This is a genomic window from Bradyrhizobium sp. R2.2-H (genome assembly GCF_004346455.1).
Taxonomy (GTDB): Bacteria; Pseudomonadota; Alphaproteobacteria; order Rhizobiales; family Xanthobacteraceae; genus Bradyrhizobium; species Bradyrhizobium diversitatis.
The window spans coordinates 47,195-60,368 of sequence record NZ_SMBR01000009.1; the positions used below are offsets into that span (position 1 = coordinate 47,195).

General features: G+C 65.1%; 10 protein-coding genes, 1 pseudogene and 1 riboswitch. Of the genes and pseudogenes, 7 read left to right on the forward strand and 4 right to left on the reverse strand.

The features are described from left to right. Window positions 1-4 precede the first annotated feature (4 nt). Window positions 5-1,153, reverse strand: a complete 1,149-nt coding sequence (gene gcvT / locus EDE08_RS22980) for a glycine cleavage system aminomethyltransferase GcvT (RefSeq protein ID WP_131871320.1) — start codon at window positions 1,151-1,153, stop codon at window positions 5-7. A gap of 146 nt (window positions 1,154-1,299) precedes the next feature. Then, window positions 1,300-1,388: riboswitch (glycine riboswitch) on the reverse strand. A gap of 223 nt (window positions 1,389-1,611) precedes the next feature. On the opposite strand from gcvT, the gene alaS reads away from it, so the two are divergent. After that, window positions 1,612-4,296: an alanine--tRNA ligase gene (alaS, locus tag EDE08_RS22985; protein ID WP_165936119.1), complete on the forward strand. Its 2,685-nt coding sequence runs from the start codon at window positions 1,612-1,614 to the stop codon at window positions 4,294-4,296. A gap of 6 nt (window positions 4,297-4,302) precedes the next feature. Continuing rightward, on the forward strand, window positions 4,303-5,529 hold the full coding sequence (locus EDE08_RS22990; RefSeq protein WP_131871318.1) for a cyclic nucleotide-gated ion channel: 1,227 nt from the start codon (window positions 4,303-4,305) through the stop codon (window positions 5,527-5,529). A gap of 80 nt (window positions 5,530-5,609) precedes the next feature. On the opposite strand, the gene EDE08_RS22995 is transcribed toward EDE08_RS22990, so the two are convergent. After that, on the reverse strand, window positions 5,610-6,821 hold the full coding sequence (locus tag EDE08_RS22995; RefSeq protein WP_131871317.1) for an NADP-dependent isocitrate dehydrogenase: 1,212 nt from the start codon (window positions 6,819-6,821) through the stop codon (window positions 5,610-5,612). 335 nt (window positions 6,822-7,156) lie between these two features. Between EDE08_RS22995 and EDE08_RS23000 the strand changes: the two genes are divergently transcribed. Beyond that, a complete protein-coding gene (locus tag EDE08_RS23000) occupies window positions 7,157-8,365 on the forward strand; it encodes a TrmJ/YjtD family RNA methyltransferase (protein WP_131871316.1) in 1,209 nt (402 codons plus the stop codon). Window positions 8,366-8,607: 242 nt separating this feature from the next. Beyond that, window positions 8,608-8,994, forward strand: coding sequence for a DoxX family protein (locus tag EDE08_RS23005; RefSeq protein WP_245524867.1), 387 nt, complete (start codon window positions 8,608-8,610; stop codon window positions 8,992-8,994). 6 nt (window positions 8,995-9,000) lie between these two features. On the opposite strand, the gene EDE08_RS38550 is transcribed toward EDE08_RS23005, so the two are convergent. Next, entirely contained in the window at window positions 9,001-9,150 is a 150-nt protein-coding gene (locus EDE08_RS38550; RefSeq protein WP_165936120.1) for a hypothetical protein, read from the reverse strand. A gap of 300 nt (window positions 9,151-9,450) precedes the next feature. Continuing rightward, window positions 9,451-10,104 (reverse strand): TetR/AcrR family transcriptional regulator, encoded by a 654-nt coding sequence (locus EDE08_RS23010; protein WP_131871315.1) that lies wholly within the window; start codon window positions 10,102-10,104, stop codon window positions 9,451-9,453. 247 nt (window positions 10,105-10,351) lie between these two features. Between EDE08_RS23010 and EDE08_RS23015 the strand changes: the two genes are divergently transcribed. From EDE08_RS23015 to EDE08_RS23025, 3 genes and pseudogenes are all read left to right on the forward strand, one after another. Further along, complete coding sequence (locus EDE08_RS23015; RefSeq protein WP_131871314.1) at window positions 10,352-10,894, forward strand: OsmC family protein; 543 nt, start codon at window positions 10,352-10,354, stop codon at window positions 10,892-10,894. Window positions 10,895-10,929: 35 nt separating this feature from the next. Beyond that, the gene (locus EDE08_RS23020; protein WP_165936121.1) at window positions 10,930-12,042 is read left to right on the forward strand and encodes an acyl-CoA dehydrogenase family protein; all 1,113 of its coding nucleotides are present in this window, start codon (window positions 10,930-10,932) and stop codon (window positions 12,040-12,042) included. A gap of 63 nt (window positions 12,043-12,105) precedes the next feature. Continuing rightward, window positions 12,106-12,982, forward strand: a pseudogene (locus EDE08_RS23025) (sulfurtransferase). The last annotated feature ends 192 nt before the right edge of the window (window positions 12,983-13,174 follow it).

Here is a 13,174-nt window from a genome sequence, read left to right on the forward strand (position 1 = left end):
ATCCTCAGCGTTTGTAGGTGTTTTTCACGAAGGGCATGGCGGCGACTGCGAGCGGCAGTCGCTGGCCGCGCACCTCGGCGAAGAGTTTGGTGCCGAGCTCGCTCAGATTCGTGGGCACATAGCCCATCGCGACCGGCGCATTCAGGCTCGGGCCGAAACCGCCCGAGGTGACCTTGCCGATCGGCTCGCCGCCGGCCGCGTCCGCAAACAGCGGCGCGCCCTCGCGCACCGGCGCGCGGCCTTCGGCGCGTAGGCCGACGCGGCGGCGGGATGCGCCGTTATCGAAATGCGCGAGGATCTTCTCGGCGCCGGGAAAGCCGCCGGCGCGAATCCCGCCGTTGCGGCGGCTCTTCTGCACCGACCATTCCAGCGCGGCCTCGACCGGCGTCGTCGCAGTGTCGATGTCGTGGCCGTAGAGGCAAAGCCCGGCTTCCAGCCGCAGGCTGTCGCGGGCGCCGAGGCCGATCGGCAGCACGTCCGGGTTTTCGAGCAGCGTCCTGGTCAGGCGCTCGGCGTCCGCAGCCGGAACGGAGATCTCGAACCCGTCCTCGCCGGTATAGCCGGAGCGCGAGACGAAGCATTTGATGCCGGCGACCTCGTGCGGGCCGGCATCCATGAATGTCATGGACGGCGCCTCTGCACACAATTTCGCCAGCGCCGCTTCCGCCTTCGGGCCCTGCAGCGCGATCAGCGCGCGGTCGGCAAGAGAATCGATGACGCAGTCGTCCGCGAGGTGCGCGCGCAGATGCGCCTCGTCCGCGTCCTTGCAGGCGGCGTTGACGACCAGGAACAGGTGATCGCCGAAATTGGCGACCATGAGATCGTCGAGAATCCCGCCGTCCGCATTGGTGAACTGGGCGTAGCGCTGCCGTCCCGGCGCGATTGCCACGATGTCCTGCGGCACCAGCCGTTCCAGCGCGCGGGCGGCGTCCTCGACCTTGCCGGACTTCGGCCGGAGCGCGAGCTGCCCCATATGGGAGACATCGAACAGGCCGGCCGCGGCGCGCGTATGGAGGTGCTCCTTCAGCACGCCGGCAGGATACTGCACGGGCATGTCGTAGCCCGCGAACGGCACCATCTTGCCGCCGAGGGACACATGCAGGGCGTGGAGGGGCGTCTGTCGGAGCGATTTCTGGTCGTCGGGTACTGGCATCACAGGGGTCCTCGGCGGTTCCCCGGGGACGATTCCCCGGGCCAACCTGTCGAAGCCCCATCTGTCGCTGTGCCTGAGAGTATTATCCCGTCGGCGGGTGCCACCCGGGTTGTTAGGCCCGTCGGCGCCTCTTTCCAGATGCAATCAAAGCCACGCGGTCCTTTTGCCTGAGAGTTTCCGGGGCGGTTGCTCCTTCGGCGCCGGCAGTAAAGCCGGTCTCTCCCGACGTGGCCGTACGATATAGATGGTTACAGACCACAGGGCGGCCAAGCCTGTCAACGCGGCGGTTTCGCCTTTTCAACCGGGATTGCGCGCCTGCGGCAACCCTCTGATCTCCTTGCACAGTTTCTGGACACTGAAGCAGGCCTTGTCTAAAAGCGCTCTGGCCCGCAGATATCAGCCCTAACCTCTGGTTTGGATGGCAGGAAGCGGGTCCAAGCACACCCGATTGGATGAACATGAGCGGCGTCAACGAGATCAGGTCGACCTTTCTGAACTTCTTTGCCGAGAACGGCCACGAGATCGTGCCGTCCTCGCCATTGGTGCCGCGCAACGACCCCACGTTGATGTTCACCAATGCCGGCATGGTGCAGTTCAAGAACGTCTTCACCGGCGTGGAGAAGCGGCCCTATCAGCGCGCCACCACCTCGCAGAAATGCGTGCGCGCCGGCGGCAAGCACAACGACCTCGACAATGTCGGCTACACCGCGCGCCATCTCACTTTCTTCGAGATGCTCGGCAATTTCTCGTTCGGCGACTACTTCAAGGAGCGCGCGATCGAGCTTGCCTGGAAGCTGATCACCGGCGAGTTCGGGCTGAAAAAGGACAAGCTGCTCGTCACGGTCTACCACACCGACGACGAGGCGGCGGGCCTGTGGAAGAAGATCGCCGGCTTCTCCGAAGACCGCATCATCCGCATCCCGACCTCGGACAATTTCTGGGCGATGGGCGACACCGGCCCGTGCGGCCCCTGCTCGGAGATCTTCATCGACCGCGGCGAGCACATCTGGGGCGGGCCTCCGGGCTCGCCGGAGGAGGACGGCGACCGCTTCCTCGAATTCTGGAATCTCGTGTTCATGCAGTTCGAGCAGGTGACGAAGGAGGAGCGCCAGCCGCTGCCGCGTCCCTCGATCGACACCGGCATGGGCCTGGAGCGGATGGCCTGCATCCTCCAGGGCGTCGAGAGCGTGTTCGAGACCGACCTGTTCAAGAACCTGATCGATGCGACGGCGTCCGCGCTCGGCACCGGGCCGAACGAGCAGACCGTGGCCTCGTTCCGCGTCATTGCCGACCATCTGCGCTCCTCGGCCTTCCTCGTCGCCGACGGCGTGCTGCCTTCCAACGAGGGCCGCGGCTACGTGCTGCGCCGGATCATGCGCCGTGCCATGCGGCATGCGCAGCTGCTGGGTGCGAAAGAACCGCTGATGCATCGGCTGGTCTGGGCGCTGGTGCGCGAGATGGGCCAGGCCTATCCCGACCTGATGCGCGCGGAGAATCTGATCGAGGAGACGCTGCGGCTGGAAGAAACCCGCTTCCGCAAGACGCTGTCGCGCGGCCTCGCCATCCTCGACGAGAAGAGCGCTTCCTTAAAGAAGGGTGACATGTTCGACGGCGACGTCGCCTTCACGCTCTACGACACCTACGGCTTCCCGCTGGACCTGACGCAGGACGCGCTGAAATCGCGCGGCATCGGCGTCGACCAGGCGGCGTTCACGGATGCGATGGAGCGCCAGCGCGAGAAGGCGCGCGCGTCTTGGGCAGGAAGCGGTGATACGAAGACTGCAGATTATTGGTTCCCGATGCGCGAGAAGTACGGCGCAACGGAGTTTCTCGGGTACGACCTTGAAGTGAGTGAAGCGGTTGTCCAAACCGTTATTAAGGGGGGCCCTGAGTTAGACGAATTGCCGGCCGGTTGGGCTGGCGAGTTGGTGTTCAATCAGACACCATTTTATGCGGAGGCGGGAGGCCAGGTCAGCGACAAGGGCTGGATTAGGCGCATTTCCGACGGTGAGATCCTTGCGGATGTTATGCTCTGCCATAAAGAGGCAAATGATCTTATCGTGCACAATGTCCAGATGAAGCGGTTCCCGATAAGGCGTGGAGACGTTGTCCGCTTAGAAGTGGACCATGTCCGCCGCTCGTCGATTCGCGCAAATCACTCGGCGACGCATCTCATTCACGAGGCGCTGCGCCAGGTGCTCGGCGACCACATCGCCCAGCGCGGCTCGATGGTCGCGCCCGACCGCCTGCGTTTCGACTTCGTGCATCCGAAGCCAATCACGGCGGAGGAGCTCGCCCGCGTCGAGGACATCGCCAACGACGTTGTGCTGGAGAACGACGAGGTCACGACCCGCATCATGGGCGTGGACGAGGCCCGCGAGGCCGGTGCACGCGCGCTGTTCGGCGAGAAATACGGTGACGAGGTCCGCGTCGTCTCGATGGGCAGGACCGCGCGCGAGCGCGGCGCCAACGCGCTCGGCTGGTCGGTCGAGCTCTGCGGCGGCACCCACGTCAAGCGCACCGGCGATATCGGCCTGATCACGCTGACGGGCGAGAGCGCGGTCGCATCCGGCGTGCGCCGCATCGAGGCGCTGACCGGCAATTACGCGCGCAGGCACGCCAACGACACCATGGCGCTGGCGAAGACCGCGGCGAACGAGCTGCGCACCTCCCTCGACGACGTGCCGGCCCGCATTGCCGCGCTGATGGAGGAGCGCAAGAAACTCGAGCGCGAGCTCTCCGACGCCCGCAAGAAGCTCGCGATGGGCGGCGGCGCCTCCGCCGGCAACGGCGCAGCCTCAAGCGTGCGCGAGGTCGGCGACGTCAAGCTGATGGCACGTGCCGTGGAAGGCATCGAGATGAAGGATCTCAAGAGCCTTGCCGACGACGGCAAGAAGCAGATCGGCTCGGGCGTCGTCGCCATCGTCGGCGTCACCGAGGACGGCAAGGCCGGTGTGGTCGTCGGCGTCACGCAGGACCTCACCGCGCGCTTCAACGCCGTGAACCTCGTGCGCATCGCCTCCGAGGCGCTCGGCGGCAAGGGCGGCGGCGGCCGGCCCGACATGGCCCAGGCCGGCGGTCCCGATGGCGCCAAGGCGGCGGCCGCGCTCACCGCGATCGAAAAAGCGATGGCGGGCGCTTAAGTCGCCATGGCCCCCGTTCCGCGCGGACGTGGGCTTCGCGATCCCGAATTTCGGGATCGCCTCTACGATTTGCTGGAGCACGATCCGCTGGCCTATTCGGTCGGGTCGCGCTTCATCCAGCTGATCATCGGGGTCATCGTGCTCAATGTGGCCGCGATGATCCTCGCCTCGCTGCCGGAGCTCGATGCGCAGTTCGGCACGCTGTTCGCAGGCATCACCGTCCTGTCCGTGATCGTGTTCGCGCTGGAATATGCGGCGCGGCTGTGGACCGTGGCGGGGCACACCCAGCGCAAGGGCTCCGCGCTGGCCGACCGGCTCGGCTACGCCTTCTCCGCGCTCGGCATCATCGATCTCATGGCGTTCCTGCCGGCGGCAATCGTGCTCGCCACCGGCGGGCATGCGACGCTGGCCGCGCTCGGCGTGCTGCCGTTCTTCAAGCTGATCCGCTATTCGCCGGCGATGCGCTCGCTGCTCGCGGCCGTGCATGCCGAGCGGCGGGCGCTGGTCGGCTGTATCGTCATCCTGATCGGCGCGGTGCTGACCTTCGCATCGCTGCTCTACGCCATCGAGCGCGACGTGCAGCCCGACAAGCTCGGCACCATCCCGCAGGCGATGTGGTGGGCGATCGTCACGCTCGGCACCGTCGGCTATGGCGACGTCGTGCCGGTGACGCCGCTCGGCAAATTCGTCTCCACCTTCGCCATCATCGCCGGCTTCGCCATGATCGCGCTGCCGGTCGCGATCATCTCGACCGCGTTCGCGGAAGAGGTGAAGCGGCGCGATTTCGTCGTCACCTGGGGCATGCTGGCGCGGGTGCCGCTGTTCTCGCATCTGTCGGCGGCGGAGATCGCCGACATCATGCGGCTCTTGCGCGCGCGCACCATCGAGCAGGGCGAGATCCTGGTGCGGCGGGGCGATGTCGCCTCGTCGATGTATTTCATCACCGCCGGCGAGGTCGAGATCGCGCTGCCGAGCCAGCATGTGCGGCTCGCCGACGGTACCTTCTTCGGCGAGATCGCGCTGCTGCACAAAACGAAGCGCAGCGGCACGGTGACGGCGACCCGCAAGACCCGGCTGCTGGTGCTCGACGCCCAGGATTTTCACGCGCTGATCGAGCGCATGCCGACGCTCGCCGACCACGTCCATACCACCGCCAAGGCAAGGCTCGCCGACACCGGCGATCTCGCGCTCGCCGAGCTCGCGCAGGCGGAGAAGGAAGGCACGGACCGCTGAGGCCTGAAAAGCAAACGGGCCGCGCTTTGAGGCGCAGCCCGTGATGATGTCCGGCCCGGACGGGCGGAATTGCCGGCGGCTTACGCCAGCTCTTTCGTCAGGTTCTCCGCGACCTTGTCGAGGAAGCCGGTGGTCGAGAGCCAGCGCTGGTCGGCGCCGACCAGGAGTGCGAGGTCCTTGGTCATGTAGCCGGCCTCGACGGTGTCGACGCAGACCTTCTCCAGCGTGTTGGCGAACTTCGCCAGCTCGGCATTGTTGTCGAGCTTGGCGCGGTGGGCGAGGCCACGGGTCCAGGCGAAGATCGAGGCGATGGAGTTGGTCGAGGTCTCCTTGCCCTTCTGGTGCTCGCGGTAGTGCCGGGTCACCGTGCCGTGGGCGGCTTCGGCTTCCACGGTCTTGCCGTCGGGCGTCAGCAGCACCGAGGTCATCAGGCCGAGCGAGCCGTAGCCCTGTGCGACCGTGTCGGACTGCACGTCGCCGTCGTAGTTCTTGCAGGCCCAGACATAGCCGCCGGACCATTTCAGCGCCGAGGCGACCATGTCGTCGATCAGGCGGTGCTCGTAGGTCAGGCCCTTGGCGTCGAAGTCCTTCTTGAACTCCTTGTCGAAGATCTCCTGGAAGATGTCCTTGAAGCGGCCGTCATAGACCTTGAGGATCGTGTTCTTGGTCGACAGGTACACCGGGTAGTTGCGGAGCAGGCCGTAATTGAACGATGCGCGGGCGAAGTCGATGATGGAGTCGTCGAGATTGTACATTCCCATCGCGACGCCGGCATCGGGGGCCTTGAACACTTCCTTCTCGATCACGGTGCCGTCCTCGCCGACGAACTTCATCGACAGGGTGCCCTTCCCGGGGAACTTGAAATCGGTGGCGCGGTACTGGTCGCCATAGGCGTGGCGGCCGATGATGATCGGCTTGGTCCAGCCGGGAACCAGGCGCGGCACGTTCTTGCAGATGATCGGCTCGCGGAAGATCACGCCGCCGAGGATGTTGCGGATGGTGCCGTTCGGCGACTTCCACATCTGCTTGAGGTTGAACTCCTTCACCCGGGCTTCGTCCGGGGTGATGGTGGCGCACTTGACGCCGACGCCGACCTTCTTGATCGCCTCGGCGGCGTCGATGGTGACCTGATCGTTGGTGTGGTCGCGGTATTCCATCCCCAGGTCGAAATAGAGCAGTTCGACATCCAGGAACGGGTTGATCAGCTTGTCCTTGATGTACTGCCAGATGATCCGGGTCATCTCGTCGCCATCGAGTTCGACGACGGGATTGGATACCTTGATTTTTGCCATGATCGGGGAAGCCTCTTGGGAACGGCGCTTTTGGCGCGCCACGGGAATATCCGCCGCCTCTTAGCATCGCCGCGCGGCGGGCGAAAGCCAAGGGATTATGCACTTTTAGCTCATCAAGCTTCCGCAGATGGGGAGCGGCCGGCCGGGCCGCAGTCGGGCCCGGGCTCGCGTTCCCAGCGAGATTCAAAAGTCGAATCCAAGTCGTTATTTCCCTTGAGAATTTCGTCAGGACAGGCAAACGACAGGCGGGCAGGGCCGGCCGGAAGGCGCGGCTTGAATCAATTCCTGAGAGCGCCTGGCCAAGGCCTTGAGAGACAGTGTGAAAGCGAAGCGAGATGTCGGGGACTGACAAGAGCAAGGCGGGTCTATCCCTCGACGGTCCCATCGTCATCCTGGTCGAGCCGCAGCTCGGCGAGAACATCGGCATGGCCGCGCGCGCCATGGGCAACTTTGCTCTCGGCCGGCTTCGCATCGTCAACCCCAGGGACGGCTGGCCCAATATCGCGGCCCAGCGCGCCGCGGCCGGCGCCGACCACATCCTGGAAAAGGTCGAATTGTTCGACACGGTGGAGCAGGCGGTCGCCGACCTCGACCTCCTGTTCGCCACCACGGCGCGCCCCCACGACCAGGCCAAGCCCGTGGTCGGGCCGGAAGCCGCAGCCAGCGAGATCGCCGGGCACGTCGCGACCGGCGGCAGGTGCGGCATCCTGTTCGGCCGCGAGCGCTGGGGCCTGACCAACGAGGAGGTCGGGCTTTCCAACCGGATCATCACCTTCCCGGTCAATCCGGGCTTTGCCTCGCTCAACCTCGCCCAGGCCGTGCTGTTGGTCGGCTACGAATGGTTCAAGCGCGCGACCTCGGGCGCGCTGCCCCACGCCCTGCCGGAGCGCTCCGAGCGCGCCTCGCAGCACCAGATGCAGGCCTTCTTCGACAACCTCGTGCGCGAGCTCGACAAGGTCGAATTCCTGCGCCCGGCCGAGAAGCGCGACACCATGCTGGTGAACCTGCGCAACATCTTCACCCGGATGGAGCCGACCAAGCAGGACATGCACACCCTGCACGGCGTGGTGATGGCGATCGCCGAGGGACGCAAGGGCCCGGCCAAGGGCGGCGTGCTCGACGGCGAGCAGGCCACGCGCCTGCGCGCGCTGCTGGCCGAGCACGGGCAGGGCGGCGGCGTCCCCGACAGCGGCTCGACCGTGCGCGGCCTCGCCCGCCTGCTCCGCCGCAACCCGACCGACGCCGAGCGCCTGCTGTGGCAGGCGCTGACGCGCGATCGCCGCTTCGCCGGCCAGTTCAAGCGCCAGACCCCGGTCGGGCGCCACATCCCGGACTTCGTCTCGTTCCCGCACCGGATCGCGATCGAGCTGGTCAACCCGGGCGAGGGCGAGGCGATCGCGGTCGACCGCGCGGGCCGGCGGACCTGGCTGGAGGCGCGGGACTATCGGGTGATGGAAATGCGGGCGGCGGACGTCGAGCGCGATCTGGAGGCGGAGCTGGCGCGGCTTGCGGGGATGATGGCCGAAGGATCGAGCGCTCCGTAGCAGCAGGCTCAGGGCGCGTCGTACTCCACTACGTCCCCGAATGTGCGTCAACTCCGCTGACACTCGTGAGCGGCGGCTCGGCCTGCGCGCGGTCTGAGCGTTTCGTGCGATCCGCCAATCATGCTAGGCTGGCTCTCGCCGTGGACGTGTTCAGGCGGTCGTGGACAGCAAGGGGGATTCTTTTAGTGAAATCCCATTTTGAGTCGCGGGCGCTCGACGAGTTCGCCTCAAGGAAGGCGGACGTGCTGATCTTGATCGGCCGCATTCTGCTTGCGTGGGTGTTCGTCGGAAGCGCGTACGGAGCGCTATCCAATTTCGGCGGCTCGGTGGGCTATTTCAGATCGTTGAACCTTCCAGCACCTGAGCTGTTCACCATCATCAACATAGCGGTCGAGATCATCATATCCCTTGGTCTGATATTCGGTCTCGGCACGCGCTACTGCGCAGTTCTGATGTTCGTGTTCGTGCTGATGGCGACAGTGATCGCGCACCGCTACTGGGAATATCCCGCCGGCGCGCAGCAAATTGGTCAATACAACCATTTCCTGAAGAACATCTCGATCATGGGAGGCGCGATGTTGATCTTCGTCACCGGGCCAGGCCGCTTCAGCCTGGACCGGGCGACATAGGCGGCATCACTTCACATGGGGCTTGAATGCGTCCTCGATCGCTCGACGGATGCTCCTTGTGAGCGGCTTCAAGGCATCGCCCAGGAACGCGACGAGAAGCATCAGCCACGTCGCAAGCGCGGCACACCACAGCATGACTTCCAGTATCTCGGGCATGACGCCCTCTCGAAAAATACGTTCTCTGAAATATGGCCAGTGTCGCCCAAAGGAGCCGGCACGGCAAGTCGTCTTCTAAGTGGCAGAGCGCCGGAACACGCGCAATATGCTCTCGGAGCACCTTACTGGTTGCGGGCACCCCCAATGGAAGAAGGCTGCCTTCGTCGGCTACGACGCGTGCGAGGTTCGGAGAGCCGGTAAGCCTCGCTGACCCACTGGAAGTGCGCACCCTCATTCGAAGACCTGCGTGACCGCTGAAGGGACGGGATCGGATGCGTTTTCCCCGCCGCCCTTACGGACTCACACCGCCTCGAGTTGCTCCGTCGCCCGCTTCTTCTTCGGCTTGGATTGGCCGAGCAGGGGGCCTGCCGTGAGGGCCGCCGTATCGGCCACGCCCGGGTCACGCGAGATCATGGCTGCGACGATCGCACCATCGATGAGGAGGCCGAGCTGATGCGCGAGTACCGCAGGCTCGGTCGAGCCGAGCTCGCCGGCGAGCTTCTCGATATGGCCGAGCACGATCTTCTTGTGCTTCAGCGCGATGTTGCGGAACTGCTTGGCGTCCTTGTCGTGCTCGCCGACGGCGTTGATGAAGGGGCAGCCGTAGAAGCGCTCCTCGGCGAACCAGCTCTTCAGCGCGGGAAAGATGCGCGTGAGCTTCGCCTGCGCATCGCCGCCGCCTTGCTCCATGGCGCCGATGAACCATTCGCGCCACTGCTTGCCTTCGCTTTCCAGCACGGCGTTGACGAGATTGGTCTTGGAGCCGAACAATTTGTAGAGCGTGGTCTTCGCGGTGCCGGCTTCCTCGATGATCGCATCGATGCCGGTGGCGTTGATGCCGTTCTTGCAGAACAGATGCGTCGCGGCACTGAGCAGGCGCCCGCGCGCGGATTCGTCGTCGCCTGCGCCGGCGTGGGGCGAGTTCGAATTCTTCTTCGATGACGTCTTTGCCATGGGCTGCAACTTAATCGCAGCTGCATCGCATCAGCAAGCCGCATCTGTCCAGCGCTGAAAAGATTCGCATCCGCTCGGTCATCTGCTCCGCCTTTGAGCAGGAGGGGGCTGACCAATCGGCAGGCAGCGACGCTTAAGCGGCTCCAATGCTTCGCATTTCGCTTTTCGCCGCTTCTGGCACGCTCCATGCAAGGAAACAGACCGTTCGGTATCCTACCGATTTCCACTTCTGCCAGGGAGAAGACTGATGACTGCCGTCGTTCAAAAGACAGTGCTGACGGGGTGCCTCGCGCCCATCGACAAGAATGGGCTCGAGCAGCTGATCGCCAACGGCAAGGCGAATCCGAAGGTCATCAAGACCTTGAAGTGCAAGACGGTCGCGGAAGGCAAGTTCCGCCACGCCAACTACATCCGCAACCTGCCGCCCTACATCGTCGACGAGCCGCCGGGGCTGCTGGGCGACGACACCGCGCCCAATCCGTCCGAAGCCTCGCTCGCCGCGCTCGGCTCCTGCCTCGCGGTCGGCCTGCACGCCAATGCCGTGCATCGCGGCTGGATCGTCAACAAGCTCGAGCTGGAGCTCGAAGGCGATCTCAACATCACGGCGGTCTGGGGCACAGGCGACACCTCCGACAAGCCGGTCGGATTCACCGATGTCCGCGTCAAGATCGACATGGAATGCGAGGGCGTCTCGCAGGACGAGATCAATGCGCTGGTTGCCCATGTGAAGAAATGGTCGCCGGTCGCCAACACCTTCACCCGGCCGGTCAATCTCGAGGTCGGCATCTAGCAGACGGCAATCAGGACAAGGTGCGGGAGACGATCATGGGTTCACTGGCTTTATCGCGGGCCGCAGTTCTGGATCAGCCCGCACCGTCCATTGCGGGCGAGGTGGCGCGGATCGCGCGCGAGCAGCTCGCGCCGCTCGCCGCCGGCATCGACGACGGTACGGTCTATCCGGCCGAGGTGCTGCGCAAGTTCGGCGCGGTCGGAGCGTGGGGCAGTCACGTGCCGCACGAAGGCCCCGCCGATCTGCGTTGCGCCATCCAGGCGATGGCCGCGATCGGGGAAGTCTGCGGCGCCACGGCCTTCATGGCCTGGTGCCAGGACACGCTGGTCTGGTACGCGGCGAACTCGACGAACATCAAGCTCGCCAAACGCTTCGGCGATGCCTTCTCGACCGGGCGCGTGCTCGGCGGCACCGGGCTCTCCAACCCCATGAAGAGCTTCTTCGGCATCGAGAAATTGAAGCTGAAGGGGCGCAAGGTCGAGGGCGGCTATGTCGTGCGCGGCGCGCTGCCCTGGGTCTCCAATCTCGGTCCCGACCATTATTTCGGCACCATCTTCGAGCGTGAGGACGACCAAGGGACCGTGATGTTCCTGGCCGACTGCTCGGACCCCGCGATCACGCTGACGCCGTGCAAGCCGTTCCTCGCCATGGACGGCACCGGCACTTATGGCGTGCAGTTCCGCGACGTGTTCGTGCCGGACGAGCTGATCCTGGCCGATCCGGCCGGGCCCTTCGTCAAGAAGATCCGCGCCGGCTTCATCCTGCTCCAGGCCGGCATGGCGCTCGGCCTCATCAAGGATTGCATCAACATCATGGACGAGGTCGACAGCCCCCTCGGCCATATCAACCGCTATCTGCCGCAGCAGCCGGTGCATTTCCGCGATCTCGCCGCCGAGCTCGAGGCCGAGACCATGGCGCTGGCGCGCGATCCCTACAACGAGGAGGAAACTTACTGGCGCAAGGTGATCGCGCTGCGGCTACGCGCCGGCGAGGCCAGCGTCGCGGCGGCCCATGCAGCGATGCTGCATTGTGGCGCGCGCGGCTACCTCAAGAGCCACCGCGCGCAGCGGCGCATGCGCGAGGCCTATTTCGTCGCGATCGTCACGCCGGCCACCAAGCAGCTGCGCAAGATGCTCGCCGAGTCCTGAGTTCCAGGTTCTTGAGTTCTACGAGTCCACCCGAAGACCCCCAACCTCAACGGAGAGGCTGCCATGACTGACGTCCTGATCACTGCCGTCGAACTCGCCGATCTCTTGAAGACTGAGCCGTGTGTCGTCATCGACACTCGCAATCCCGACGCCTACGCCGCCGGCCATCTGCCCAATGCCGTCAACGTGCACGAGATTTTCACGTTCCTGGCGACCTCCACGCCCGAGGGTATGGCCGAGCTGAAGACCAAGTTCGCCGATGCGTTCGGCGGCGCCGGACTTTCCGGCAAGGAGACGGCTGTCATCTACGAGCAGTCGATGAATTCCGGCTTCGGTCAGTCCTGCCGCGGCTATTATCTCCTCACCATGCTCGGCTATCCCAAGGTGAAGGTGCTGCACGGCGGCTTCGATGCCTGGTCCCGCGGGCTTCCCGGTGACCAAGGATGTCCCGACCCCAGCCGCGGCTTCGTTCGCGATCGTGCCTGAAGCCGGCGAGATCCTGATCGATGCGAAGACCATGCTCGCCGCCGTCGGCAAGCCAGGGATCGCGATCCTCGACGTGCGCGACGTCGACGAGTGGATCGGCGACAGCTCGTCTCCTTATGGGAAGGATTTCTGCCCGCGCAAGGGCCGTATTCCCGGCGCGGTGTGGCTGGAATGGTACCGCATGATGAAGCCGACCGGCGAAGGCCCGCGCTTCAAGTCCAAGGACGAGATCCTGGCGGAATGCGCCACCGTCGGCATCTCGCAGACCACGCCGGTCTATCTCTACTGCTTCAAGGGCGCGCGCGCCTCGAACACGTTCCTGGCGCTGAAGAATGCCGGCGTGAAGGACGTGCGGATGTATTTCGGCTCCTGGAACGAGTGGTCGCGCGATCCGTCGCTGCCGATCGAGCAGGGCTTGCCGATTGCAGCTGACGTCACGACCAAGGCGGCGTGAGTGTTGCGCGTCGACCGTAGGCTGGCTTCACCTCTCCCCGACGGGGAGAGGTCGGATTGCGCTTGGCGATGCGCAGCATCGTCCAGAGCAATCCGGGTGAGGGGCCGCAGCGTTCGGTGAGCCTGTAACCCTTCACCCGGACCGCATCTTTCGATGCGATCCGAGCTCTCCCTACGGGAGAGGTGTCGCCTC

Excerpts from the sequence above, each read along its gene's own strand:
- gcvT (WP_131871320.1), bottom strand. The coding sequence starts at position 1,153 with ATGCCAGTACCCGACGACCAGAAATCGCTCCGACAGACGCCCCTCCAC.
- alaS (WP_165936119.1), top strand. The coding sequence starts at position 1,612 with ATGAGCGGCGTCAACGAGATCAGGTCGACCTTTCTGAACTTCTTTGCC.
- EDE08_RS22990 (WP_131871318.1), top strand. The coding sequence starts at position 4,303 with ATGGCCCCCGTTCCGCGCGGACGTGGGCTTCGCGATCCCGAATTTCGG.
- EDE08_RS22995 (WP_131871317.1), bottom strand. The coding sequence starts at position 6,821 with ATGGCAAAAATCAAGGTATCCAATCCCGTCGTCGAACTCGATGGCGAC.
- EDE08_RS23000 (WP_131871316.1), top strand. The coding sequence starts at position 7,157 with ATGTCGGGGACTGACAAGAGCAAGGCGGGTCTATCCCTCGACGGTCCC.
- EDE08_RS38550 (WP_165936120.1), bottom strand. The coding sequence starts at position 9,150 with ATGCCCGAGATACTGGAAGTCATGCTGTGGTGTGCCGCGCTTGCGACG.
- EDE08_RS23010 (WP_131871315.1), bottom strand. The coding sequence starts at position 10,104 with ATGGCAAAGACGTCATCGAAGAAGAATTCGAACTCGCCCCACGCCGGC.
- EDE08_RS23015 (WP_131871314.1), top strand. The coding sequence starts at position 10,352 with ATGACTGCCGTCGTTCAAAAGACAGTGCTGACGGGGTGCCTCGCGCCC.
- EDE08_RS23020 (WP_165936121.1), top strand. The coding sequence starts at position 10,930 with ATGGGTTCACTGGCTTTATCGCGGGCCGCAGTTCTGGATCAGCCCGCA.